This window comes from Pseudomonas sp. MWU347 (genome assembly GCF_017947305.1).
GTDB classification, from domain to species: domain Bacteria; phylum Pseudomonadota; class Gammaproteobacteria; order Pseudomonadales; family Pseudomonadaceae; genus Aquipseudomonas; species Aquipseudomonas putida_A.
Map to the genome: position 1 here is coordinate 612,627 of NZ_JAFGZB010000003.1, position 21,968 is coordinate 634,594.

General features: G+C 62.0%; 21 protein-coding genes and 1 pseudogene. 4 read left to right on the forward strand and 18 right to left on the reverse strand.

What is annotated here, in order from left to right; translation table 11 throughout:
* Positions 1-41: 41 nt before the first annotated feature.
* From KCG87_RS09080 to KCG87_RS27435, 3 genes and pseudogenes are all read right to left on the reverse strand, one after another.
* The gene (locus KCG87_RS09080; protein ID WP_096797324.1) at positions 42-521 is read right to left on the reverse strand and encodes a DUF934 domain-containing protein; all 480 of its coding nucleotides are present in this window, start codon (positions 519-521) and stop codon (positions 42-44) included.
* Positions 518-2,191, reverse strand: a complete 1,674-nt coding sequence (locus tag KCG87_RS09085) for a nitrite/sulfite reductase (protein ID WP_210556990.1) — start codon at positions 2,189-2,191, stop codon at positions 518-520. The genes KCG87_RS09080 and KCG87_RS09085 overlap by 4 nt, the downstream gene beginning before the upstream one ends.
* 39 nt (positions 2,192-2,230) lie before the next feature.
* Positions 2,231-2,356, reverse strand: a pseudogene (locus KCG87_RS27435) (DUF4381 domain-containing protein); the annotation flags it as partial.
* 189 nt (positions 2,357-2,545) lie between these two features.
* Between KCG87_RS27435 and ccoN the strand changes: the two are divergent.
* Both ccoN and KCG87_RS09095 read left to right on the forward strand, forming a co-directional pair.
* Entirely contained in the window at positions 2,546-3,973 is a 1,428-nt protein-coding gene (gene ccoN, locus KCG87_RS09090; RefSeq protein WP_047294666.1) for a cytochrome-c oxidase, cbb3-type subunit I, read from the forward strand.
* 18 nt (positions 3,974-3,991) lie between these two features.
* Positions 3,992-4,210, forward strand: a complete 219-nt coding sequence (locus KCG87_RS09095; RefSeq protein ID WP_210556984.1) for a cbb3-type cytochrome c oxidase subunit 3 — start codon at positions 3,992-3,994, stop codon at positions 4,208-4,210.
* A gap of 132 nt (positions 4,211-4,342) precedes the next feature.
* Here KCG87_RS09095 and KCG87_RS09100 read toward each other — a convergent pair whose 3' ends face one another.
* A complete protein-coding gene (locus KCG87_RS09100; RefSeq protein ID WP_210556982.1) occupies positions 4,343-4,834 on the reverse strand; it encodes a hypothetical protein in 492 nt (163 codons plus the stop codon).
* Between the two features lie 205 nt (positions 4,835-5,039).
* Between KCG87_RS09100 and KCG87_RS09105 the strand changes: the two genes are divergently transcribed.
* The gene (locus tag KCG87_RS09105; protein WP_098963905.1) at positions 5,040-5,732 is read left to right on the forward strand and encodes an aspartate/glutamate racemase family protein; all 693 of its coding nucleotides are present in this window, start codon (positions 5,040-5,042) and stop codon (positions 5,730-5,732) included.
* A 20-nt stretch (positions 5,733-5,752) separates the two neighbouring features.
* Here KCG87_RS09105 and KCG87_RS09110 read toward each other — a convergent pair whose 3' ends face one another.
* The 14 genes from KCG87_RS09110 to KCG87_RS09175 all read right to left on the reverse strand — a co-directional run bounded on the left by KCG87_RS09110 (position 5,753) and on the right by KCG87_RS09175 (position 19,963).
* Positions 5,753-6,262 carry a GNAT family N-acetyltransferase gene (locus tag KCG87_RS09110; RefSeq protein ID WP_210556980.1) on the reverse strand — a complete coding sequence of 170 codons (510 nt, stop codon included), beginning with the start codon at positions 6,260-6,262 and terminating at the stop codon, positions 5,753-5,755.
* Between the two features lie 187 nt (positions 6,263-6,449).
* Positions 6,450-7,430 carry a LysR family transcriptional regulator gene (locus KCG87_RS09115; protein ID WP_210556978.1) on the reverse strand — a complete coding sequence of 327 codons (981 nt, stop codon included), beginning with the start codon at positions 7,428-7,430 and terminating at the stop codon, positions 6,450-6,452.
* A gap of 161 nt (positions 7,431-7,591) precedes the next feature.
* The gene (locus tag KCG87_RS09120) at positions 7,592-8,539 is read right to left on the reverse strand and encodes a peptidylprolyl isomerase (RefSeq protein ID WP_098963902.1); all 948 of its coding nucleotides are present in this window, start codon (positions 8,537-8,539) and stop codon (positions 7,592-7,594) included.
* Complete coding sequence (locus tag KCG87_RS09125; RefSeq protein WP_098963901.1) at positions 8,536-9,006, reverse strand: YbjN domain-containing protein; 471 nt, start codon at positions 9,004-9,006, stop codon at positions 8,536-8,538. The genes KCG87_RS09120 and KCG87_RS09125 overlap by 4 nt, the downstream gene beginning before the upstream one ends.
* 14 nt (positions 9,007-9,020) lie before the next feature.
* Positions 9,021-9,653 (reverse strand): DNA repair protein, encoded by a 633-nt coding sequence (locus KCG87_RS09130; RefSeq protein WP_098963900.1) that lies wholly within the window; start codon positions 9,651-9,653, stop codon positions 9,021-9,023.
* 18 nt (positions 9,654-9,671) lie between these two features.
* Positions 9,672-11,369 (reverse strand): putative porin, encoded by a 1,698-nt coding sequence (locus KCG87_RS09135; RefSeq protein WP_210556976.1) that lies wholly within the window; start codon positions 11,367-11,369, stop codon positions 9,672-9,674.
* A 53-nt stretch (positions 11,370-11,422) separates the two neighbouring features.
* Positions 11,423-12,127 carry an energy transducer TonB gene (locus KCG87_RS09140; protein ID WP_210556974.1) on the reverse strand — a complete coding sequence of 235 codons (705 nt, stop codon included), beginning with the start codon at positions 12,125-12,127 and terminating at the stop codon, positions 11,423-11,425.
* A 3-nt stretch (positions 12,128-12,130) separates the two neighbouring features.
* On the reverse strand, positions 12,131-12,556 hold the full coding sequence (locus tag KCG87_RS09145; protein ID WP_003224462.1) for a biopolymer transporter ExbD: 426 nt from the start codon (positions 12,554-12,556) through the stop codon (positions 12,131-12,133).
* A gap of 11 nt (positions 12,557-12,567) precedes the next feature.
* Positions 12,568-14,367, reverse strand: a complete 1,800-nt coding sequence (locus tag KCG87_RS09150) for a MotA/TolQ/ExbB proton channel family protein (RefSeq protein ID WP_210556973.1) — start codon at positions 14,365-14,367, stop codon at positions 12,568-12,570.
* 12 nt (positions 14,368-14,379) lie between these two features.
* Complete coding sequence (locus tag KCG87_RS09155) at positions 14,380-15,978, reverse strand: ShlB/FhaC/HecB family hemolysin secretion/activation protein (RefSeq protein WP_134786265.1); 1,599 nt, start codon at positions 15,976-15,978, stop codon at positions 14,380-14,382.
* A gap of 57 nt (positions 15,979-16,035) precedes the next feature.
* Positions 16,036-16,647, reverse strand: coding sequence for a transposase (locus KCG87_RS09160; RefSeq protein WP_098963896.1), 612 nt, complete (start codon positions 16,645-16,647; stop codon positions 16,036-16,038).
* Positions 16,648-16,921: 274 nt separating this feature from the next.
* Positions 16,922-18,130, reverse strand: a complete 1,209-nt coding sequence (locus KCG87_RS09165) for a DSD1 family PLP-dependent enzyme (RefSeq protein ID WP_210557418.1) — start codon at positions 18,128-18,130, stop codon at positions 16,922-16,924.
* Between the two features lie 74 nt (positions 18,131-18,204).
* Positions 18,205-19,533, reverse strand: coding sequence for a D-arabinono-1,4-lactone oxidase (locus KCG87_RS09170; protein WP_210557417.1), 1,329 nt, complete (start codon positions 19,531-19,533; stop codon positions 18,205-18,207).
* Positions 19,534-19,609: 76 nt separating this feature from the next.
* Positions 19,610-19,963, reverse strand: a complete 354-nt coding sequence (locus tag KCG87_RS09175) for a c-type cytochrome (protein ID WP_210556972.1) — start codon at positions 19,961-19,963, stop codon at positions 19,610-19,612.
* Positions 19,964-20,335: 372 nt separating this feature from the next.
* Here KCG87_RS09175 and KCG87_RS09180 point away from each other — a divergent pair, with 372 nt between their 5' ends.
* The gene (locus tag KCG87_RS09180) at positions 20,336-21,961 is read left to right on the forward strand and encodes an NADP-dependent glyceraldehyde-3-phosphate dehydrogenase (RefSeq protein ID WP_210556971.1); all 1,626 of its coding nucleotides are present in this window, start codon (positions 20,336-20,338) and stop codon (positions 21,959-21,961) included.
* Positions 21,962-21,968 lie beyond the last annotated feature (7 nt).

A 21,968-nucleotide genomic window follows, 5' to 3' on the forward strand; every position in this document is an offset into this window, starting at 1 on the left:
TAAATCCCCTCACCACAAAGTATCTATCAAGCAATGGATATTCAGCGTCTACGAAACAGCGGGCGTGGCTCGATCACCGAGCGGCCGTACAGCACGCTCATGCCGGCTAGGCCCTTCAATGCATCTTCAGCCGATTTGTCCTCGCGCACCGCAAAACTGTCGAACCCGCACTGACGCATATGGCTGAGCTGATCGCGCAACACATCGCCAATCGCCCGCAACTCGCCGGCCCAGCCAAACCGGCTGCGCAGCAGATACGCCTGACTGTAGGCGCGACCGTCGCGAAAGCTCGGGAAGTCCAGGGCAATCAGCGGCAGCGAGGCCAGCCACGGCACCACGCTTTCAACTTCATCGTCCGGCCCCAGCCACACCGCGTGGGTCGAGGGCGATTGCAGCCAGTGCGCCAGCGGCAGGATCAACAATCCTTGCGGCCTGCCCTGCTCCGGCTCGCGAACCAGCGTCCATGGGTCGTCCTCGATCAGGCGTGCGACACCTTGCTCCAGACGCAGCAGATTGTTCATGCCGACGCCTCCAGCACTTTCGGGTAGACGCGTTCCTTGAACGGCTCCAGACCAATGCGCGCCACGGTGTCGACAAACAACTCCTCGCTTTCGCGGTAACGCACAAACGTACCGATGATCCGCTCGATCACCTGCGGCACTTCGGCCGCGCTGAACGATGGGCCGATGACTTTGCCCAACGCGCTGTTTTTGCCCTGCGCGCCGCCAAGGGTGATCTGGTACCACTCGCTGCCGTTCTTATCGACGCCGAGGATGCCGATATTGCCGATGTGGTGGTGGCCGCAGGCGTTGATGCAGCCGGAGATGTTCAGGCTGATGTCGCCCAGGTCGTGCAGGTAGTCGAGGTTGTCGAAACGCGCCTGAATCGCCTGGGCAATCGGGATCGACTTGGCGTTGGCCAGCGCACAGAAATCGCCGCCCGGGCAGGCGATGATGTCGGTCAGCAGGCCGACGTTGGGGCTGCCCAGATTGCGCTCGCAGGCAAGCTGCCAGAGTTCGTACAGGTCAGACTTTCGTACATCGGGCAGGACGATATTCTGCTCGTGGGCAATGCGAATTTCGCCAAAACCGAAACGCTCCGACCAGTCGGCCACCGCCAGCATCTGCAACCCGGTGACATCACCAGGCGGCGCGCTCAGCCCCGGTTTGGTCGATAGCACCACGCTGGTGTAACCGGGTTTCTTGTGCGGCTGCACGTTACGCGCAACCCAGCGGGCGAACGCCGGGCTTTCGGCCAGACGCGTGCCGAAGTCCAGATCGGTGTCGGCCAGGGTGTGATAGATCGGCGGCACGAAGGCACTGGCGACCCGCTCATATTCAGCCTCGGTCAGCTGCGCCGGGCCGTCCTTGAGGTGTTGCCATTCTTCCTCGACCTCTTTGGCGAACGCCTCGATGCCCAGCGCCTTGACCAGAATCTTGATCCGCGCCTTGTACTTGTTGTCGCGCCGGCCATGGCGGTTGTAGACCCGCAGGATCGCTTCGACGTAGGACAGCAGATGCTGCCACGGCAAGCCTTCGCGGATCTGCAGACCGAGGATCGGCGTGCGCCCCAACCCGCCACCGACGATCACCCGCAGCAGCATCTGCCCGTCGCGCCCCGGATAAAGATACAGGCCGATGTCATGCATCATGATCGCCGCGCGATCCTGCTTCGCCGAGCAGATGGCGATCTTGAACTTGCGTGGCAGGAAGAGGAACTCCGGGTTGATCGTCGACCATTGCCGCAAGATCTCGGCCAGCGGGCGCGGGTCGATCAACTCGTCCGCCGCGACCCCGGCAAACGCCTCGGTGGTGATGTTGCGCACGCAGTTGCCGGAGGTCTGGATCGCGTGCATGTTGACCTGCGCCAGGCGTTCAAGGATGTCCGGCACCTGCGCCAGTTCGATCCAGTTGAATTGCAGGTTTTGCCGCGTGGTGAAGTGGCCGTAGCCGCGATCATAATCGGCGGCAATGCTCGCCAGCGTACGCATCTGTTCGGCACTCAGGGTGCCGTAAGGAATCGCCACTCGCAGCATGTAGGCGTGCTTCTGCAGGTACAGGCCGTTTTGCAGGCGCAGCGGCAGGAACTCCTCCTCGCTCAACTCTCCGGCCATGAAGCGCTCGACCTGATCGCGAAACTGCGCAACGCGCTCGAACACCAGTGCGCGGTCGTAATCATCGTATTGATACATGCAGCAGCCACCTCATCAGGTTTGAACACAAATTCAAAACTGTGGGAGCGGGCTTGCTCGCGAAAGCGGTGTGTCAGGCAACTGACTTGTTGACTGACACACCGCTTTCGCGAGCAAGCCCGCTCCCACAGGATTTTCCCCGACTATGGACGAGCAGCGCAGCACGCGACAGATTCACCTGAAGTCATAAAAACCATATCAGGGCGCGGCAGAACGCCGCAGGCAGCACTTCAATCTGATCCGTACAAATGAAAGATTCCTGAGCCTGTTTTGTTTCCGACGCTGTTCCTACAGTGCAGCTCGTGCCAGACCAGGGTGGCCTGGCAAGACTTTGCAACCGTGGATGAACTGACCATGAGCACAGCAACAATCGGACAGGCTTATAACTACAAGGTCGTCCGCCAATTCGTTATCGCGACGGTTTTCTGGGGTGTTGTCGGCATGGCGATGGGGGTCTGGATCGCCTCGCAACTGGTGTGGCCGGACATGAACCTCGACCTGCCCTGGACCACCTTCGGCCGCTTGCGGCCATTGCACACCAGCCTGGTGATTTTCGGTTTCGCCGGCAGCGCGCAATTCGCCGCCAGTTACTACGCGGTGCAGCGCACCTGCCAGGTGCGGCTGTATTCGGACAAGCTCGCGGCCTTCACCTTCTGGGGCTGGCAATCGGTGATCGTGATCATGCTGATCACCCTGCCGCTGGGCTACACCACCACCAAGGAATACGCCGAGATCGAATTCTCCGGCGCGGTGTGGATGGCGGTGGTCTGGGTCGCGTACGCCATCGTGTTTTTCACCACCGTGGTGCAGCGCAAGACCAAACACATCTATGTCGGCAACTGGTTCTTCGGCGCGTTCATTCTGGTGATCGCCATGCTGCACGTGGTCAATCACCTGTCGATCCCGGTGGACTGGTTCAAATCCTATCCGGTGTATTCCGGGGCCACCGATGCCATGGTGCAGTGGTGGTACGGCCATAACGCGGTGGGTTTCTTCCTGACCACCGGCTTCCTCGGAATGATGTATTACTTCGTGCCAAAACAGGTGAATCGCCCGGTGTATTCGTATCGGTTGTCGATCGTGCATTTCTGGGCGCTGATCACCCTGTACATCTGGGCCGGCCCGCACCACTTGCACTACACCGCACTGCCGGACTGGGCGCAGTCGCTGGGCATGGCCATGTCACTGATCCTGCTGGCGCCGAGCTGGGGCGGCATGATCAACGGCATGATGACCTTGTCCGGTGCCTGGCATAAGTTGCGCACCGACCCGATTTTGCGCTTCCTGGTGCTGTCGCTGGCGTTCTACGGCATGTCGACCTTCGAAGGCCCGATGATGGCGATCAAGACGGTCAACGCTCTCTCCCACTACACCGACTGGACCATCGGCCACGTTCACGCCGGGGCTTTGGGCTGGGTGGCGATGATCACCTTCGGCGCGACGTATCACATGGTGCCGAAAGTCTTTGGCCGCGAGCAGATGTACAGCACGCCGCTGATCAACCTGCACTTCTGGCTGGCGACCATCGGCACCGTGTTGTACATCGCCTCGATGTGGGTCAACGGCATCACTCAGGGCCTGATGTGGCGAGCGATCAACGAGGACGGCACGCTGACCTACTCCTTCGTCGAAGCACTGCAGGCCAGTCATCCTGGGTTCATCGTGCGCTTTGCCGGCGGGGTGTTCTTCCTCAGCGGCATGCTGCTGATGGCCTACAACGTCTGGCGCACGGTGCGGGTCGCCGACGTGGCGCTGGCACGCAGCCAGGCGCAGATCGCCTGAGGCAGGGAGCCGCAGAGGATGGATATTTTCTTGAATGTGCTGGGGGTGGTGTTTCTGTGGCTGGCGGTAGAGTACTGCCTGCGCCATCAGACTTCAGAGAGCCTCGACGATGCGAGCATGGTGCCGTTTGCTGATGATCCGGAGGTGGCACGGCGGGTTGAGTTGGCCACCGGTAAAACCGTGAAAGCCGTGGCGCCGGAAGAGGCGAAGCCGGGCTGGGTCAACCTCAAGATGTAGAATCACCCTCAATCCACTGTGGGAGCGGGCTTGCTCGCGAAAGCGGTCTATCAGTCGCCATCAATGTCGAATGGGCTGCCGCCTTCGCGAGCAAGCCCGCTCCCACAATGGGAAATGGGTGAAGCCCTGATATCAGCTGCGATCGCGTGGAATCAGGCTCTGCAACTGCTGCGCGAGAAAATCCGCATCAAACACAAAGGTGTCGGGATCCTTCAGGCCATTGGTCTTGCGCCATTGCCACTCGCCGTTCGGCAGCCCGACCAGCGAAATGCTGCCATAGCGCGCCGCCGTCAGCCCCATCACCGCCAGGGAAATCTGCCCGGTGCTGCCCATCACGTCTGGCACGAACTCCACCGCTTTGCCGGCGATCACGATGCTCAGTTTTTCAGTCTTGAAGGTCGAGGTTTCCACCGGCGTGCTCGGCCCGAATGCGACGTAAGCCTCGCGGCTCACCTCCAGCAGGTTCGGTGCCTGCACCGGTTCCAGCCATTGCCGGATCTGGCCGAACAGCTCGGTGATGCGGCTGGCCCACGCCTGTGACTGGGTTTCGAACAATTGCTTCTTGTGCGCTTCACTCTCGGCATAGTGACGAAGCATTTCGCCCAGTTGTTGTACGTCGTTCATCGGTACGTTCCTCGGGGAGAGCCTGCGATAGTCGATAGTGACAGATCGAGGCGCCGGCGTACGTTAAACCTCGATCGCCGGCACCGGGACACTTGGCAACAGGATCAACGGTACAGTTGCTTTGTACTGGCATCCGTCATTGAACCGATGGACACTCGGCCGGAGCCCGACTTTTCCAATACGGGCCATTGTTCGAGGAATTTCAATGCGCACCATCGGCCTGATCGGCGGCATGAGCTGGGAATCCAGCGCGGAATATTATCGTCTCATCAATCAACAGGTTCGTGACCGGCTCGGCTCGCTGCGCTCGGCGCAAATCCTGATGTACAGCGTCGACTTCGGCCCGGTCGAACAGGCGCAGCACGCCGGGCGCTGGGACGATGCGGCGGCGATTCTGGTGGATGCCGCGCGCAGGCTCGAGGCCGGCGGCGCCGAATGCGTGGTGCTGTGTACCAACACCATGCACAAGGTCGCGGCGCAGATTCAGGCAGCGATCAGCATTCCGTTCCTGCACATCGCCGAACCGGCGGCGCAGGCAGCATTGGCCATCGATGCGCGCACGGTCGGTCTGCTCGGCACGGCGTTCACCATGGAGCAGGATTTTCTCAAGCAGCGCCTGATTGCGCAGGGTCTGACGGTACTGGTGCCGGACGACGCCGAACGCAAGGACGTGCACCGGATCATCTATGACGAACTGTGCGTCGGGGTGATCAGTGACGAATCACGCAAAATCTATCAACGGGTGATCGAAGCGCTGACCGCGCGCGGCGCCCAGGCGATCATCCTCGGCTGCACGGAAATCGGCCTGCTGGTCAAACCCGAACACAGCGCCCTGCCCCTGCTCGACACCACCGAGCTGCATGCGCAGTCGGCGGTGGCGTTCGCTCTGGGCAACTGACTCCCACAGGATTTTTTGGCTTATCGACGACGCAGACGGGCCATGCTCAGGGTGTCGACCCATTGCCCGTCGCGCACGGCGTAGTCACGAAACAGGCCTTCGTTCTCGAAGCCGAACTTGCGGTACAGACCGATAGCCGCCTCGTTGTCGGCGTACACCGAGAGTTCGACCCGGTGCAGGTTCATCCAGTTGTCGGCGACGTCCAGCGCCGACGCCAGCAGTTTCGACCCGACACCCTTGCCCTGCCAGGCCACGGCGACCGCCATACCGACACTGCCGGCGTGCGCGCGGCGAATCCGCGAATAGTTTTCCAGCCCGAGATGACCGACCACCGCGCCCTGATGCAGCGCCACCAGTTTGACCATCCGCTCGTTCTCCGCCAGCAGCCGTTGGCGCCAGATCTCGGTGGACTGAAACGGCATCTGCAACACCTGCCGGGTCACGGCCGGATCGTTGTACAGCGCGGTAACGGCCTCGATATGGGATTCGTTGAAGCGTTCGAGGGTGATGGCGGGGTTGTGGTCGGGCATGGCGGATCCTTCCTGGATCGATGTGTGGCTGATCACTCTAAACTGCCGGTTATCAATTTGGCGAGGTTTCAAACTGTGGGAGCGGGCTTGCTCGCGAATACGGTCTGAAATTCAGCACTTCTGTTGCCTCACACACCGCCTTCGCGAGCAAGCCCGCTCCCACAGTGGATTGGGGGTGTTGGGAAGATCAGGTCTGGAACCATTCCTGGCGTTCGTTGAAGGTGTGCTGGATCAGTTCGACCAGGGTTTGCACTTCGGCGACGTCCCGGGAATCAGCGTTGACCGCCAGCCATGCCTGCAACTGCATCGGCTCGTCAAACAACCCCGGCAGCGCAATCAGCCCGCGATCGAAACGGCTCATGTACGCCGGCAGCAACCCGATGCAAGCGCTGCAGCGGATCATTTCCAGCATCAGCTCATAGGATTGCATCTGCACCACGCCGGCCAAACGTTGTTCGACCAGTTCATTCCACGGCCGGAAGCTGTCGATCTGGCGGTCGTGCTGCCATTGCACCAGCATGAAATCGCTGAGGTCGTCGGCACTCGCCGGGCGCGCGGTGACGCGGGAATAGCGTTTGGCGATGTGCGGCAGGTAATCCAGACGCGCCAGGGCCTGCGGCTGACTGGTGGCGAAGGTCGGGCCGGGGCTGGAGGTTTCGCCGTGGGCCAGCCACAGCACCACGTCGGCACTGACCGCTCGCAGCGCCAGTTCGCTGTCCAGCGCAATGATCTCCAGGCGCACGCTGGCATTGCGCCGCAGCAACGCGATCAGGTCGCGACCGAGGATGTCATGCAGGATCGATTCGGCTACCGCCAAACGCACCAGTGGCTGCTCGACCACCGGCAGTTTGCGTTCGTGGGCCAGCGCCACCAGTTGCGCCTGCAACTGCTGACCTTCACGGGTCAGGCTCAGGGCGCTGCCCTGAAAGCTGAACAGCGAGTGCTGCAGTTCCTGCTCAAGCTGCGCCAACTGCTTGCGCAGCAAGGTCGAGCGCACGTTGAGGCTGCGCGCGGCCTGCATGAAGCAACCGCAGCGGGCACTGACCAGAAAATATTGCGCGACCTCGGCATCGATGGTCGCGGCTTGCGCCAGCCATGGTTCGCGCTCGCCCTGTGCCCAGCGATAGTCGGGGCTACCCTGTCGTCCTGCGGGTTCGGTGAATGACATCGATGACTCCCTGTCGATCTTTGTATTTTGGAAAACGCCACGGTTCTAATATGGGAGCGGGCTTGCTCGCGAAGGGGCCATGCCAGCCAACTTGTTTGTTGAATGACCCACCGCTTTCGCGAGCAAGCCCGCTCCCACCCGGGATCTGCGGTGAATCACCATCAGCGTTTCTCTTCGAGGACCTTGTTCAGCTCGGCCCCATCGATACTCAACGTCGCGGTATTGAGCATCCCGTCCAGATACGCCTGGGCAATCTGCTCCTGACGTTGCGCACGCAAGGCTTGAGTCAATTGGTCGCGCAGTTCGTCGAGGGTCGCAGTACGTGCCGGTTGCTGTTCAGTGAGTTTGATCACATGGAAGCCGGCCGCGCTCTGCACTGGATCGGACACCGCACCGACCTTCAATTTCGCCACCGCACCCCTTACCTCCGGCACCAGTTGCTGCAACGGTTGCAGCCCGGTGTCGCCGCCACCTTCGGCAGTCTGCCGGTCCTGCGAATACTGAGTCGCCAGCGCGGCAAAATCCCCCGGCGTGCTCTGGGCCTTCTTGCTTAGCTCGGTGGCCTGCTTGCGCACGGCTTCCAGGCTCTGGGCATCCGGCACAGCGAGGAAAATCTGGCTCACCCGGTACAGCGCCGGAGTCTGCCAGTTGCCCTTGCCGGCGCCATACGCCTGCTGCAACTCGGCCGCACTCGGGTAGTCCGCCGGCACCGTGCTGACCGAGCGCAAGTAATCGCGAAAGACGATCTGCTCAGTGGCCGCGCGGGTTTGCCGCACCACGTCCGGACGCTGCGCCCAGCCCTGGGCATCGGCCTGTTCCAGCACGGCTTTCTCCGCCAATCGCGTACGAATCCAGCGCTCCAGCGCTTCACGGTTGCCGCGCAATTGCTCGCGAGTCGCCGGCGGGACGGTCGCCAGCAGCGCCTGCAATTCCTGCGGCGTCACCTGCTGATTGCCCAACCGCGCTACCGCAGGCCCCGCAGCAACCGCCGCCAACGGCGACGATTGCTGGGCTGCGACCGGGTCAGCACCCGGTCGCAGCACCAGCGCCACGGCTACCACCAACAGCGCCACTGCCCCGGCGCCGATCACCATGGCAGGCTTTTTCACAGCGCGACTTCCTCTTGCTCAGCGGTGGCGACTTTTGCTGTCGAAGCTTGTGCGGCCTGGCTGAAATCACGCAGGTAGACGATGAACTCCTGCAACAGGCGATCCCACAATTCCAGATTGCCGCGCAGGTGATCGTGGCTCACACCGGCCGCCAGCACCACGTCCATCTCCATCACCAGAAACTCGCCCTGCAACGACAACCGCGCAAAACGCCGGGTGGCGTTCCACTGTTCGGCCACGCCCTGTGGCAACTCACCTTGCACCCGCAGCGCGCAGCTGAAAGTGAAATCGACGTAGCTGCCCTGCTCCACCGCCGGGTTGCCGAAACGCACGGCATAACCGATCCCCTGACTGGCGCTGAGCAACTGTACGATGCCGTTCTGTTCGGTCTGGTTGACGCGATAACCGGCCGCTTGCAGGACGTCGGTCAGGGATTGTGGGGACACATGGCTGATCAATTGAGTCATGACTTCTTCCTTGTTTATCGGTGCGAGAGCGCGGCTTGCGGCGCGTCGAATTGAGTCTTGTAAAGCTCGTCACCAAACCCCTGGGCCAGCTCATCGAACTTGACCCGGGCGCTGCCCGCAAAGGGCTGGCGGATCTTCATCACCTCGGCGACATCGATGTTTTCGTAAGCGCTGAGAATCTGCTTGGCGACGCCGTACATCTGCTGATTCTTGACTGAACATTGCTGCACTTGTGTGTCACGTTCAGCCAATTGCGCTTGAAGCTTAGACCGTTCTGCCTCTTTGGCACGGGCCATGACCAGCAACTCGTCGTAGGCCTTCTTGAATTTGCCGACCTGTTCGCTGCTGGCGGCGACTTGCGCTTGCGCCTGGCTGTGCAGGCTTTGCTGCTGGCCGGCCAACTGCTCGGCGACGCCTTTGGCCTTGGCCAGTTCAGCGGTCAATTGCTTGATCTGCGCCTGCGCAGCCTTGGCCTCGTTCTGCGCCGCCAGTTGCGCGGCGCTGGCCTGGGCCTGCTGACTTTGCAGGGCCTGCAACTGCTGAGTGGTGCTGCGCAACTGGGTACGCAGACGCTCCTCCATGCCTTCGGCGTGCGCGCCATGTGCAATGAAAAAACTCAGCCCCAACAGTAAAACTCGTGCGTGCATGACCGTACTCCCGGCGCCTTAGAAGCGCGTGTTGATCTCAAGCTGCAAGACATCGATGTCGAACGGCGCGCCGTACACCGCCTCGGTGCTCAGCCAGCGGCCGGTGGCGTAGACGTTCTTCGCCAGACCGTAATTGCCACCGAGGAAATAGCCCTTGGCGTTGGTGCCGCCGAGGTGGAACGAGGAATCGTTGAAGCCGTCGGGCAAGGCGTCCGGCTGGATGTACTTGTAGCCGGCGAACATATTCCAGTCGCCCTGCTTCTTCAGGTCCAGCGCGTTGCCGAGGGTGAACTGCACCATCCACGCATCGGCGCCGCTTTCGATCTCGCCGTTGCTGTTGAGGTTGTTGACGATCTGCCCCTCGGCGCGCTTGCGCATGTCGCCTTCGTCGTAACCGAGGTTGTGGATGTAGTTGCCCTGGCTGCGCAGCTTGAAGTCCTCTGGCAGATCGGCATCCCACACCAGGTTCAGGTCGAGCAGGTTGAACTCCGACGCCAGGCCGACGAATTGCGGCTGCGGCGTGGTGGTCGGGTTGGCCGGGTTCGGCGTGATGTCGCGCAGCAGGAACACGCTGTTGCCCTTCTGCATGAACGCCGCACGGGTGCCATCGGTGTCGCAGCCCGGGGCGCCGGCCCACGGTTCGCAAGGGCTGGAGCGTTGGCCTTGAATGTCGTCGAAGCGGTAGTAGGCCAACGCACCCTTGAGGCGGTTGTTGCTGTTGATCGCCCACTTGGCGCCGAGCTGCGCGCCGTACAGCCACTTGTTGTCGCTTTCTTCCTTGTCGAAACCGTTGCTGGTGGTGGTGTCGTTGGTGTAATCCACCGGGAACGCGCCGACGGTGCCGAACACACCCCAGTCGCGGTTGAGCTTGTGGTCGAAAATCGCCGCCACGCCGTCGAAATTCAGGTCGTTGGAATAGAGCATGTCGGTGGACATGAACGGGTTGGCGAAACGCCCGCCGGTCAGGGTCAGCTCATCGGTCGGCTTCCAGTTCAGGTAGCCCTGATCGAGCCAGATGTCTTTCTTGGCGAAGCCGCCGCCGAGGTTCTGCGTGGTCGACACCGGGTTGTTGTCCGAGCCGGTGCCGATGCGGATGCCGGCGGTCCATTCCGGCGAGATCACCGCTTTCATGCCCAGCCGTGCGCGCAGGCGGAATTGGTTGGTGCGGTCTTCACGGGTGTTGAGCAACGGCGGCAGGCTGGTGCTGCTGTTGGGGTTCACGTCGTACGGGCCGTTGTTGTTGAGTTTGGCGAAGTCGACGATTTCGTTGCTGTTGCTGCCCGAGTAGTAGCGCGATTCGTCGCGCAGGCGGATGTCGCCATCGAAGCTGATGCGCGAAGCCCAGTCCGGGAAGGTGTTGGGCGCCGCCCAGTTTTCCTGCTTGGCGGTGGCCATGACTTCGGCTTTGACCTGATCGCGGATCTGGTCGCGCACTGCCGCTGGCACGTACTGCACGCGCACATCGCCCGGTGCCGCCACCGGTCCGGCCGCTACGGCTGTCGAAGCCGCTGCCTGCTTGGCCTGGGCGGCTTCGTTCTGCGCCTGGGCGATCAGCGCGTCAGCCTTGTCCTGTTTCAGAATGCCCTGCTCGACCAGCAAGCGGATCAGATTGATCGTGGCGTTCTCCGAGGGCGCAGGCGCTGCCGCGGCCTGACCGACCAGGGTCGCAATGACCATGCCGACCGCCAGGGACAATCGATTCACGTTGGAAATCATCTGCACACAACTCCTTTTGGCAAAGCTTGAATGCTTGGCAATGAATAAGTGGGTTAACCCGGACGCCGCCCTTGCAGGGACAGGCGCACAGGCAAAGTGATGGAGGCCGGTGGCCGTTCGCTCAGATGGGGCGCGTTACGCAATGCGGCCAGCACCTGAGTGTCGATCTCGGGCTTGCCGCTGGACTTGACCAGCTCGACCCGGGTGATTTCGCCGACGCTGCTCAGCCACACATCGGCCTGCAGCGAGAATGCGAGGTTGCGCAGATCGGAGTTCTCGCGCAGCAAGCGCTGAAAAGTGAACGCGAGGAACTGGCTGTAAGTGCCGGTGCCCAGGCGTCCGCCACCCGCACCGGCCATGCCGCCACCCTTGCCGGCGCCGATGTTGAAAGCGTCGTTGCCACTCTGCGCGTCACCGTCCATTTGCATCGGGTTGGCCAGATCGTCCGCCGGCGATGGCGGCGCCTCTTCCTCGGGCTTGACCTCTTGCGGCTCGGGCGTGGGTTCGGGCTCGACGACTTTTTCTTCCACCGGGGTTTCCGGCTCCGGTGGTTTTTCCGGAGGTGGCGGCGGCGGTGGCGGCAACGGAATGATCGTCGGCAACTTCGGCGCTTCACGGCGCACGCCGCTCATGTCATTGGCCCACTGCCACAGAAACCACGCGGCGAGCGCGCCGAGCAGCAGCCCGGCGCCCCACTTCACGTAGCGCAGTGGTGATTTCTTCACCGGCAAGGGCTCGATCGGAAGTTGTGCGGTCATCACTCAGCCCTGCGTCGGTTTGCCGGTCACCAGACCGACCTGAGACAGTTCGAGCCGGCGCAACAGATCCAGCACTTCAATGACCTTCTGGTACTGCACCGTGGCGTCGCCGCGCACGATCACCGGGAAGTCCGGGCTCTGCGCCTTCTCGATACGCAGGCGCTCTTCCAGCTCCGCAAGGGTCACCGGGTAGGCGTCGAGGAACACCTGACCGCCGTCGTTGACCGAAATCGCTTTGGTCTTGGCCTCCGACAGCGACACCGAGGCGCTGGCCTTGGGCAGGTTGATCTGGATCCCGGAGACCTGCGCGGTGGCGGTGAGGATAAACATCACCAGCACCACCATCAGCACGTCGACCAGCGGGGTGATGTTGATGCTGTCCACCGCTGCATCTTCGTCATCGTCGTGGGAGGCATTTACGGACGCCATGGCAGTGCTCCTCAGGCCGGTACGGAGTGGTTGGCGTGATGACCGCGCTGATGCGACGACTCACTGAACTGGCTCTCGCCGTGCATCTCCGCCAGACGCGTGATGAACTCGTCGACGAACACGCGCATGTCGGCGCTGACTTCCTTGTTGCGGGTGATCAGGCGGTTGTAGCCAAACAGCGCCGGGATCGCGACGAACAGGCCCATGGCGGTGGCCAGCAATGCGGCGGCCATGCCGGGCGCGATGGCGTTGATATTGACGTCGCCGGCCATGGCGGTGCCGAGGAACACCACCATGATCCCCAGCACGGTGCCGAGCAGGCCGATGTACGGGCCGCCGGCGATGGCGTTGGACAGGGTCGAAAGTTTCGAGCTGAGCGCCTGGTTCTCACGGGTACGCACGCCGTCCATCGAGCAGCGGATCGCTTCGATGGTTGCCGCCGACACCGAAGAGGTATCGGCGCCCTGCTCGCGGCGAGTACGGATTTCCTTGACCGCCACCGAGTACAGGCGCCACAGCGGCGAGTGCTGCAGACGCTGAGCGAGTTGCGCGTCGTCGGCGAACATCTCCAGACGGGTACCGACCTTGGCGAACTGCTCGCGGAAATCCTCGTTGGCCTTGCTCACGCGGCTGAGGGTGCGGTTCTTGCGCAGCATGATGATCCACGACTGGAACATCATCAGCACCAGCACGGCGATGATCACCCAGGCGTCCACCGGTACCGCGTTGAGCAGGAAACCGAGGCTGCCGAAGCCGAAACCGGACTGTTCTTCGTCGACGCCGTAGGCCACCAGTTTCGACTCGGCGCCTTGCGCGGTGGCGTCAGCCAGCAGCAACGGCGCCGGACGCGCGACTTTCGACAGGCGCAGTTCGTCGATGGCGCCCACGAACGGTTGGAACGGGCCAGCGGTCAGATCGCCGCCAATCGCCATCACCGAATTGAACGCCGGCATCGCTTGAGCGAGGGACGCGCCCTCACGACCGTTAATGTACAAGCTGACTTTCGAACCTTCGGCGGTCAGCGCGACGTGCTGCCATTGGCCTGGATTCAGCGGCTGAGTGGCCACGGCGCGCTGGCCGTCGATCTCCACAAACGGCACACCCTGATTGACCCCGACCAGCAGGCTGTTGGCGCCTTCGCGGCGGGCAAGGATCAGTTGCTCGCCATTGGCCTGATCCAGACGCAGCCAGACGCTGAAGGTGAACGCGCTGCCCGCGTTGTGCTGCAACGATGGGCTGGCCGGCAGCAGCAACGGCTGGCCGCTGAACTGCAAGGCGCGCCCGACCACGCCGTCAATCGCCGCGCCGGTGGCGCTTTGTGCGGTGTTGCCGTAAGCGGTGGTGTCCTTGGCCGGGGTGCCGGTGGTGCCGTCGAAGTGGTACAGCGCGGTGTAATTCGGATCGAAGGTCAACTGGCCGTTGCCGGTCGCCGGCGCCTTCTGATTGCCGTAGTACATCCAGATGTCCTGACGCTGGCCGCCCTCGACATTCGGCACATCGACCCAGATCAGCGCCATGCCCATCAGCGCATCGAAGCTTTCGATCTGGTGGTTAAGCACGGTCTTGTCATCGGCGGCGACGAAGCGCAAATCCGCGCCGTCTTCCTTGACCCCGTCGAAGGTGAAGTTGCCGGTGTGCAGGCGCACCAGCAGCGCGGTGCGGCCGAGCGCCTGATTAATCCCGGCGCCCTGCGGCGTGGTGTCGACGGCGATCTGTTTGCGGTAATGCCAGTCGTCCTGCCACCAGGCCTGCGCCGTGGCCGGGAGCACGAAGCCCAGGCAGATCAACAACGAAAGAATGAGGCGCTGCATGAACGTGCTCCTTTAGAAAGTGGCTTGAAGGTTGAAGTGCAGGCGCGACTCCTGCTTCGAGGTGTTCGGCCCTTCGAGTAACGGGTAGCCCCAGTCGAGGCTGCCGGACAGCCATTTGCTCAGGCTGGCGCGGGTGCCGAGGCCGACGCTGGCCAGGGCGTAACTGGCGTCCTGGTCCGGCAACTCGTCACGCAGATACAGTTGCGCGCCTTCGGCGAAGGCGTAGAAGCGCCATTCCTGCATCCAGCTGCCGGCGTATTTCGCCAGCGACGGCGTGCGCAGCTCCTGACTGAGCAGCACGCCGTCATCACCGGTGCGCTCGGCGGCCAGATAGCCGCGCACCGAGGTCGCGCCGCCAGCGGAAAACTGTTCGTTGGACACCAGTGGCCCCGACGCCAGCTGGAACGCGCCTTTGCTCGCGCTCTGCCAGTCGTTGTCGAAGGTCCAGGTGAAGTTGCTGTCGCCCTTGAGCACGGCGAAACTCGGGTTGGCCCGGTAGCGTTTGTAGTCGAAGTCTTCGTCGGAGCTGCCGTAACCGAAGATGCTGCGGGTGGCCGCAACCAGGCTCAGACCGAGGCCGAGCTGGCTCTTTTCGGTGTAGCGGAAACCGTTGTAGGCGAAGGTGAACGGCGCGTATTTCAGCGGCACCTTGTCGCTCTCGCCGGACAGGGTCAGGCGCTCGTCGAAGTCCTTGAAGTCGATACCGGCCGACAGCGAGTTCGACCAGTTGCCACTGGACGGCAACGTGTAGATCGCCGACACGCCGTAGGAGTGCCCCTTGCCCAACACGTTACTGCCGCCGATGGTGGCGACGTTGCTGTCGGACTGATAACCGGAGAACTGCACGCTCCAGCGCTCGCTCAACGGCGCTGTGTAGGAAGCCGACCAGACCTTGGCGTTGTCGGTGTCTTGCGGCGCGGTGAAGAATGTCAGGTTGATGCTGTGGCCGAGCTGCCAGAGGTTGTTGTAGCCGAGACTGGTCACGGCGCGCAGCTTCTCGGTGTCGGCGCTGTAATCGTTGTTGAGGCCGACGCTGGCGCTCCACGGGTTCTGGTCTTCGACCTGCAAATCGACGTCCATGGTGCCGGGGCGTTGACCTTCGCGCACCAGCGGCATGACCTGGCGGCCCGGGGTTTTATTGAGCTGCGCCAGTTCGCCCTGAACCTTGGCGAAGTCCGGCACCTCGCCTTCTTTCAGCGCCGGGACGTTGTCGCGGATGTCCAGCGGCGAATAGTGTTTGGCGCCGACCACGCGCACCCGGCCGACCTTGGTTTCGCTGACTTGCAGATAGACGATGCCGTCCGCCACCGATTGCTCCGGCAACTCGACGAACACCGATTGGTAGCCACGCTCCTGATAGGCCTTCTGCAGGGCATCGCGGGCGCCTTCGATGTCAGTCATGGCTTTTTGCGGGCCGAGAAACGGGTACACCGCTTCTTCGATGGCCCTGGCGTCGAGCACGGTGTTGCCGCGCACGAAGTATTCGTTGACGTCCACCAGACGTTGCGGCGCGGCGCCTTGGGCGGCCTCTTCGGCGAATGCCGGTTGCGCGCCGGCCGTCACCAGCAGCCAGCCCCACAGCGCCAGCCGTGACGTGAAAATCTGATCCACACTACCCCCTGAATTCGCGATGACCTGTTGGCGCTGTTGCGCGCCTTGTGTGTTGCGTCAGTTGCTGACTGTCGAGACACCGCTGTGCTTGCCGAGCCAGGTGTGCAGCAGCGCGAAGTTCAACGAGAACTCGGGCATTTGCAGCAAGGCACCGCAGAACACTTCGCCGATGATTTTCTGGATGAGCTGCACCGCACGCGGGTTGTTGAGCAGCGTGGCGATGTCGCGACTGAGGACGTTGAAGCTCCAGACTTTCTGGTTCAGGCCAAGACCGACGAACCAGCGGAACAGCAGGTTGTAATTGAGTTGCTCATACAGTTGCTGCTCGCTGGGCACCGAATACAGCAGTTGCAGGAGCAGGATGTGCATGACGGTTTGCGCGGGGATGAGCATGCCCGGCTCGACATTGAGCTCGTGCAGCAGGCCTTGGTGGGCGTCGAGCAAGTCATCAATCTGCGGGCGCAGCAACACCAGCGAATGGCCGGGCGGAATGTAGCTGGAGACCTCTTTCAAGGCGCCCTGCCAGTCATCCTGCGACACGATCCAGACCCACGGCGCGCCGTAGCGATATACCGAAACCGGCTTCTTGCGCGCGGCCTCGACGATCTTCGACAGGCGCTGATCGAGCTCCTGCATGCCCACTTTCGAGTAGCGTTCCATAGTCCCCATTGCCTCACTCCCGGCGTCCCGCCTCGGCTTGTGAAAAGCGCCCCGTTGGGCCCCTCAAGCGCGTTACATAGGCATGACCGGACTGGCTATGTGCTACCGAACTTTTGTCATAAAAGCTTCATTACAGAAATTGATCGGGATTTGACAGACAACACAAAACCCTGTGGGAGCGGGCTTGCTCGCGAATGCGGTGTGCCAGTCAAATAGATGCTGACTGACAGGACGCTTTCGCGAGCAAGCCCGCTCCCACAGGGGTATCTGAGGTGTTTTTGGGTCAGGTGTAGACCGGCCAGGTGTCGACAATCTTGCCGCCACGCACCGCCAGCAGATCACCGAATTGCAGGAGGACGGCTTCAGTCTGGGTCGGGCGCAGGAACACTTGATCTTCGATGGTCAGGCCCACGGCGTTGGAGCCGTTGACCATCTCCTGATTCGAACTGCGCCCGTACACCCCATTGCTCAGCAACCCTGGCGGCGATTCGAACTCGGCCATCCAGTTGCCGCCGTAGATGAAATAAGTCTGCCGCTGATTCGGGTCCCACCACGAAAACAATTTGGACTTGTCATCCAGCGCCGGAATGTTGACCGCCCCTGTACTCTTCAACACAGGCGTGGCGATGTAGGTCGCCGGCACGTGATCGACCAGCGACGGCAGGTCGTAGTGCGTCGGTTTGAGCATCGCCGTGCCCACCGAAACCTCGGTGCTCATCTGCTCGTTTTCATGGATGCGGTAACTCGGGCTGCCGGCGGTGTTCAGACACAGGTTGTCATTCCACAACGTCGGATACTGCAGGCGGGTGAAATCGACGCAGCGCTGATAAATCACCATCACCTTGGCGAACAGTTCCTCGGGCGTACCGAGAATCCCCGGCACGCCCATGCCCACGAACGGGTCGTAGCCCATGAACCCGGCGAACTGCAGATGCTGTGGATTGGCGCTGATCAGCGTGAGCATCTGCCCCAACACATTCACATCACTGACCCCGCCGCGATGCAGGCCGACATCCAGTTCGATGTTGATGCGCATCCGCGTGCCCAGCCCTTGCGCCAACGCCAGGTATTGCTGCAGCCGCACAGGCCCGTCGAGCAGCCATTGCAGTTGCCTGGAAGGATCGAACGAGCCTTTGTGGTTTTGATAAAACAGCTCGGCTGAACGCACCGGCAACGGCTTGCCGAGCAGGATGTCGGACTGCGGAAACGTGACCGCATCGTGATTGAGAAACGGCTGGTGAAACGACATGAGTTTTTGCGTCCCGGCCCGTTGCGCGATGTAGCTCAACAGCCCCGGCGACGGCAGGGACTTTTCCACCAGACGCAATTGCTTGCCGCCGCGTTTGGCCGACTGCATCACCACGTCGATGTTGTGATCGAGGCGATCCAGATCGATCAACAGCACCGGGCGCATCGGGCCTTTGTCTTTCAGTTCATTATTCAGCGCGCGGAAATATTCACTGTACGGCGCACCTCGATCACCCGGTCGCAGCCAGGCGCCCACGCCCACCAGTAAAGCGCCGACGCCCAACGTGCCCAGCATGAAATTGCGTCGATTGACCGCCATCAGCTCACCCCCAGAATTGACGACAGATGCGCATTGAGAAAGCGTCCGCTCGGATCCAGCGCCTGACGTACGTCGACAAATTCGCGCCAACGCGGATACAGCGGCTGCAGATTCTTCGCGTTAAGCGTGTGCAACTTGCCCCAGTGCGGGCGGCCGTTGTACTTCCAGAAGATCGGCTCGACCGCGGCGAAAAAGTTGTGATGATCCATCTGGTAATGCTGGTGCACCGAGATCGAACAGCTGTCGCGGCCCTCGAACATGCTCAGCGGAATGTCGTCAGCCTTGACGTAGCGGTACTCGATGGGAAACCAGGTGCGCAGGTCCTTGTCCTGAATCAGCTTGAGGATTTCACGCAGACAGGCCGGGCCGTGTTCGGCGGGCACCGAGTATTCCATCTCGTTGAAGCGCACGGTGCGCACGTTGGCGTAGATGTCGAACGAGTCGCCGACCCGGTCATCGAAACTCGCCAGGTGCCGCAGGCTGTTGAGCAGCGTGCGGCGCAGCTCGGGGAAGTCGCTGCCGTATTTGTCGATCTTCTCGATCAGGGTCACGAACTCATTGCCGCCCTCCTCTTCGGGCGGGATCGGCGGCGTGGCCGGGTCGCTGGTTTCGTTGAGGGCGATGGACAGCGCGTAGTCGGAATGGGTGACGACGAGCATTTCCCAGTGCTGATTTTCCCGGGTGTTTTTGTCGAGGTCTTCCAGCAGCTCTTCGGTCTTGGCGATCCATTGACGCTCACGCAGGCGGTAGGCCGGGCGATTTTGCAGACGGATTTTCGTCGCCACGCCCAGTGCCCCAAGGGATACCCGGGCGGCATTGAACACTTCCGGGTGGCGCTGACTGTCGCAGTCCAGCACCTCGCCGTTGGCCGTCACCAGTTGCAGGCCGCAGACATGCGCCGAGTACGACTGAAAGGTTTTGCCGGTGCCGTGGGTCGAGGTGGAAATTGCCCCGGCGAGAGTCTGGTAATCGATATCGGCCATGTTCTGCAGGGCCTGGCCGACGTCCTTCAGCGGCACGCCCATGCGCGACATTGGCGTGCCGGCGGCGAATTCGGCCTGCAGGGTGTTCGGATCGTGGTCGAGCAGCCCGGTAAAGTAGCTCAGCGACAGCAAAGTGCCGTCGGTGGGCACCAGTGCGCTGAACGAATGCGCGGAACCGACCGGGCGGATTTTGCCCTGGGCCTGACGAATCGCAGCGCTCAGTTCATCGAGATTCTTCGGCGCCAACCGCGCCGCCGGCAGACAACTCTGCCCGCCCGACCAGTTGCGCCAGGGAATCAGTCGCGGAGCGCGCATCAATTGCCCCAGCGCGGGATTGGCCGCCAGCGCACTGAATGCGCCGACGATGCTTGCCCGCTGCAACAACTGCCGCCGTGTCAGATCCATGCTCATGCGCGCACCCTTATTGTGGGAGGGGCTGGTCGGCCATGAAGCCGATCAGTTGCATAAATTGTTCTTCGCTGCACTCGACACACTGGCCCATCGGCGGCATGCCGTTGTAGCCGTTGATGGCGTGGTCGAGCAGCGTGTCGGCGCCCTGGCGAATGCGCGGCTCCCAGGCTTTTCGGTCACCGGTCAATGGTGCGTTGGCGGCGGGATTGGCGTGGCACAGCTGGCAGCTGTTGGCGTAGATCTGCGCCAGTGCCGGGTCGGTGGGAGTAGCATTGTGAGTGGTCGCCGGCGGTGCGGATTTTTCGTCGCAGCCGCACAGCGTCATCATCAGCGCCAGCAGTAAAGTGAGTCGGATTGCCCGCATAACGATCCTCGAGGGTGGCATCGCTTTTTGTTGTGATCACACCTTAAGGCAGGCACGGCAGCGGGTTGAGGGCATTGCCGGACAACGATGGGGCCAACCGGGGCCAGTAGAGAGTGTTCAGGCCACCCCATTCAACTGTGGGAGCGGGCTTGCTCGCGAATGCGGTGTGTCAGCCATGAGGATGTCAGTTGAAAGGACGCATTCGCGAGCAAGCCCGCTCCCACATTGGATTTCATAAACCAGTCAGAGCTCTGTTCCGCATCTCTGCGTGACATTCGCGTGACATTGGCGGGTTTAAATATCGGCGCATTCAGGCGTATAACCTGTAAAGACTTTTTGATCTGTATACGGACATCAACACGGGGTAGCGACATGACCACAGCAAACATCCTTGGCAATCTGTTCCCTTCTGTCAGCGACATCCCGGAAAAATACCGCCTCGACGGTCAGGTCGAGCAACGCGAATACCTCGTCGATGGCCAACTGCGGCGCTGGGACGGACCACTCGCCACCGTGCGCAGCCCGGTGTATCTGCACGGCGAAAATGGCGATGAACAAGTGATTCTCGGCAGCACCCCGCTGCTCGACGACGACACCGCCCTCACCGCCCTCGACGCCGCCGTGCGTGCCTACGATCGTGGTCAGGGCCTGTGGCCGACCATGCGCGTGGCCGAACGCATCCAGCACGTCGAAGCGTTCCTCGGCCGCATGCGCCAACAGCGCGAAGCCGTGGTCAAGCTGCTGATGTGGGAGATCGGCAAGAACCTCAAGGACTCGGAAAAAGAGTTCGACCGCACCTGCGACTACATCGTCGACACCATCAACGCGCTGAAGGAACTCGACCGCCGCTCCAGCCGTTTCGAACTGGAGCAGGACACTCTCGGCCAGATCCGCCGCGTGCCGCTCGGCGTGGCACTGTGCATGGGGCCTTACAACTATCCGCTGAACGAAACCTTCACCACGCTGATTCCGGCGCTGATCATGGGCAATACCGTGGTGTTCAAACCGGCCAAGCTCGGCGTGTTGCTGATCCGCCCGTTGCTCGAAGCGTTCCGCGACAGCTTCCCGAGCGGCGTGATCAACGTGATCTACGGCAGCGGCCGCGAAACCGTCAGCGCGCTGATGGCCAGCGGCAAGATCGACATCTTCGCCTTCATCGGCACCAACAAGGCCGCCAGCGACCTGAAGAAACTGCACCCGAAACCACACCGCTTGCGCGCCGCGCTGGGCCTGGATGCGAAGAACCCCGGCATCGTCCTGCCGGAAGTCGATCTGGATAATGCGGTCAGCGAAGCGGTCACCGGTTCGCTGTCGTTCAACGGCCAGCGCTGCACCGCGCTGAAGATCCTCTTTGTGCACGAGGACGTGGTCGACGCCTTCATCGAAAAATTCAACGCCAAACTCGCCACCCTCAAGCCGGGCATGCCGTGGGACAGCGGCGTGGCGCTGACGCCGCTGCCGGAGTCGGGCAAGGTCGACTACCTGCACGGTCTGGTGGCCGACGCGCAGAGCAAGGGCGCACAAGTGGTCAACCCGAATGGCGGCGAGAGTCGCGAATCGTTCTTCTACCCCGCCGTGCTGTACCCGGTGACGCCGCAGATGCGCGTGTACAACGAAGAACAGTTCGGCCCGGTGGTGCCGATCGTGCCGTACCGTCACCTCGATACCGTGATCGACTACGTGCTGGAATCGGATTTCGGCCAACAACTGAGCCTGTTCGGCACCAACCCGGTGGCGATCGGCCGACTGGTCGATACCTTCGCCAATCAGGTCGGGCGGATCAACCTCAACGCCCAGTGCCAGCGCGGCCCGGACACCTACCCGTTCAACGGGCGCAAGAACTCCGCCGAGGGCACGCTGTCGGTACACGATGCCCTGCGGGTGTTTTCGATCCGCACACTGGTGGCGACCAAGTTCCAGGACAGCAACAAGGATCTGATCAGCGAAATCATTCGCGGCCGCGATTCGAGCTTCCTGACCACCGATTACATCTTCTGACGAGGAC

Excerpts from the sequence above, each read along its gene's own strand:
- KCG87_RS09080 (WP_096797324.1), bottom strand. The coding sequence starts at position 521 with ATGAACAATCTGCTGCGTCTGGAGCAAGGTGTCGCACGCCTGATCGAG.
- KCG87_RS09085 (WP_210556990.1), bottom strand. The coding sequence starts at position 2,191 with ATGTATCAATACGATGATTACGACCGCGCACTGGTGTTCGAGCGCGTT.
- ccoN (WP_047294666.1), top strand. The coding sequence starts at position 2,546 with ATGAGCACAGCAACAATCGGACAGGCTTATAACTACAAGGTCGTCCGC.
- KCG87_RS09095 (WP_210556984.1), top strand. The coding sequence starts at position 3,992 with ATGGATATTTTCTTGAATGTGCTGGGGGTGGTGTTTCTGTGGCTGGCG.
- KCG87_RS09100 (WP_210556982.1), bottom strand. The coding sequence starts at position 4,834 with ATGAACGACGTACAACAACTGGGCGAAATGCTTCGTCACTATGCCGAG.
- KCG87_RS09105 (WP_098963905.1), top strand. The coding sequence starts at position 5,040 with ATGCGCACCATCGGCCTGATCGGCGGCATGAGCTGGGAATCCAGCGCG.
- KCG87_RS09110 (WP_210556980.1), bottom strand. The coding sequence starts at position 6,262 with ATGCCCGACCACAACCCCGCCATCACCCTCGAACGCTTCAACGAATCC.
- KCG87_RS09115 (WP_210556978.1), bottom strand. The coding sequence starts at position 7,430 with ATGTCATTCACCGAACCCGCAGGACGACAGGGTAGCCCCGACTATCGC.
- KCG87_RS09125 (WP_098963901.1), bottom strand. The coding sequence starts at position 9,006 with ATGACTCAATTGATCAGCCATGTGTCCCCACAATCCCTGACCGACGTC.
- KCG87_RS09130 (WP_098963900.1), bottom strand. The coding sequence starts at position 9,653 with ATGCACGCACGAGTTTTACTGTTGGGGCTGAGTTTTTTCATTGCACAT.
- KCG87_RS09135 (WP_210556976.1), bottom strand. The coding sequence starts at position 11,369 with ATGATTTCCAACGTGAATCGATTGTCCCTGGCGGTCGGCATGGTCATT.
- KCG87_RS09140 (WP_210556974.1), bottom strand. The coding sequence starts at position 12,127 with ATGACCGCACAACTTCCGATCGAGCCCTTGCCGGTGAAGAAATCACCA.
- KCG87_RS09145 (WP_003224462.1), bottom strand. The coding sequence starts at position 12,556 with ATGGCGTCCGTAAATGCCTCCCACGACGATGACGAAGATGCAGCGGTG.
- KCG87_RS09150 (WP_210556973.1), bottom strand. The coding sequence starts at position 14,367 with ATGCAGCGCCTCATTCTTTCGTTGTTGATCTGCCTGGGCTTCGTGCTC.
- KCG87_RS09160 (WP_098963896.1), bottom strand. The coding sequence starts at position 16,647 with ATGGGGACTATGGAACGCTACTCGAAAGTGGGCATGCAGGAGCTCGAT.
- KCG87_RS09175 (WP_210556972.1), bottom strand. The coding sequence starts at position 19,963 with ATGCGGGCAATCCGACTCACTTTACTGCTGGCGCTGATGATGACGCTG.
- KCG87_RS09180 (WP_210556971.1), top strand. The coding sequence starts at position 20,336 with ATGACCACAGCAAACATCCTTGGCAATCTGTTCCCTTCTGTCAGCGAC.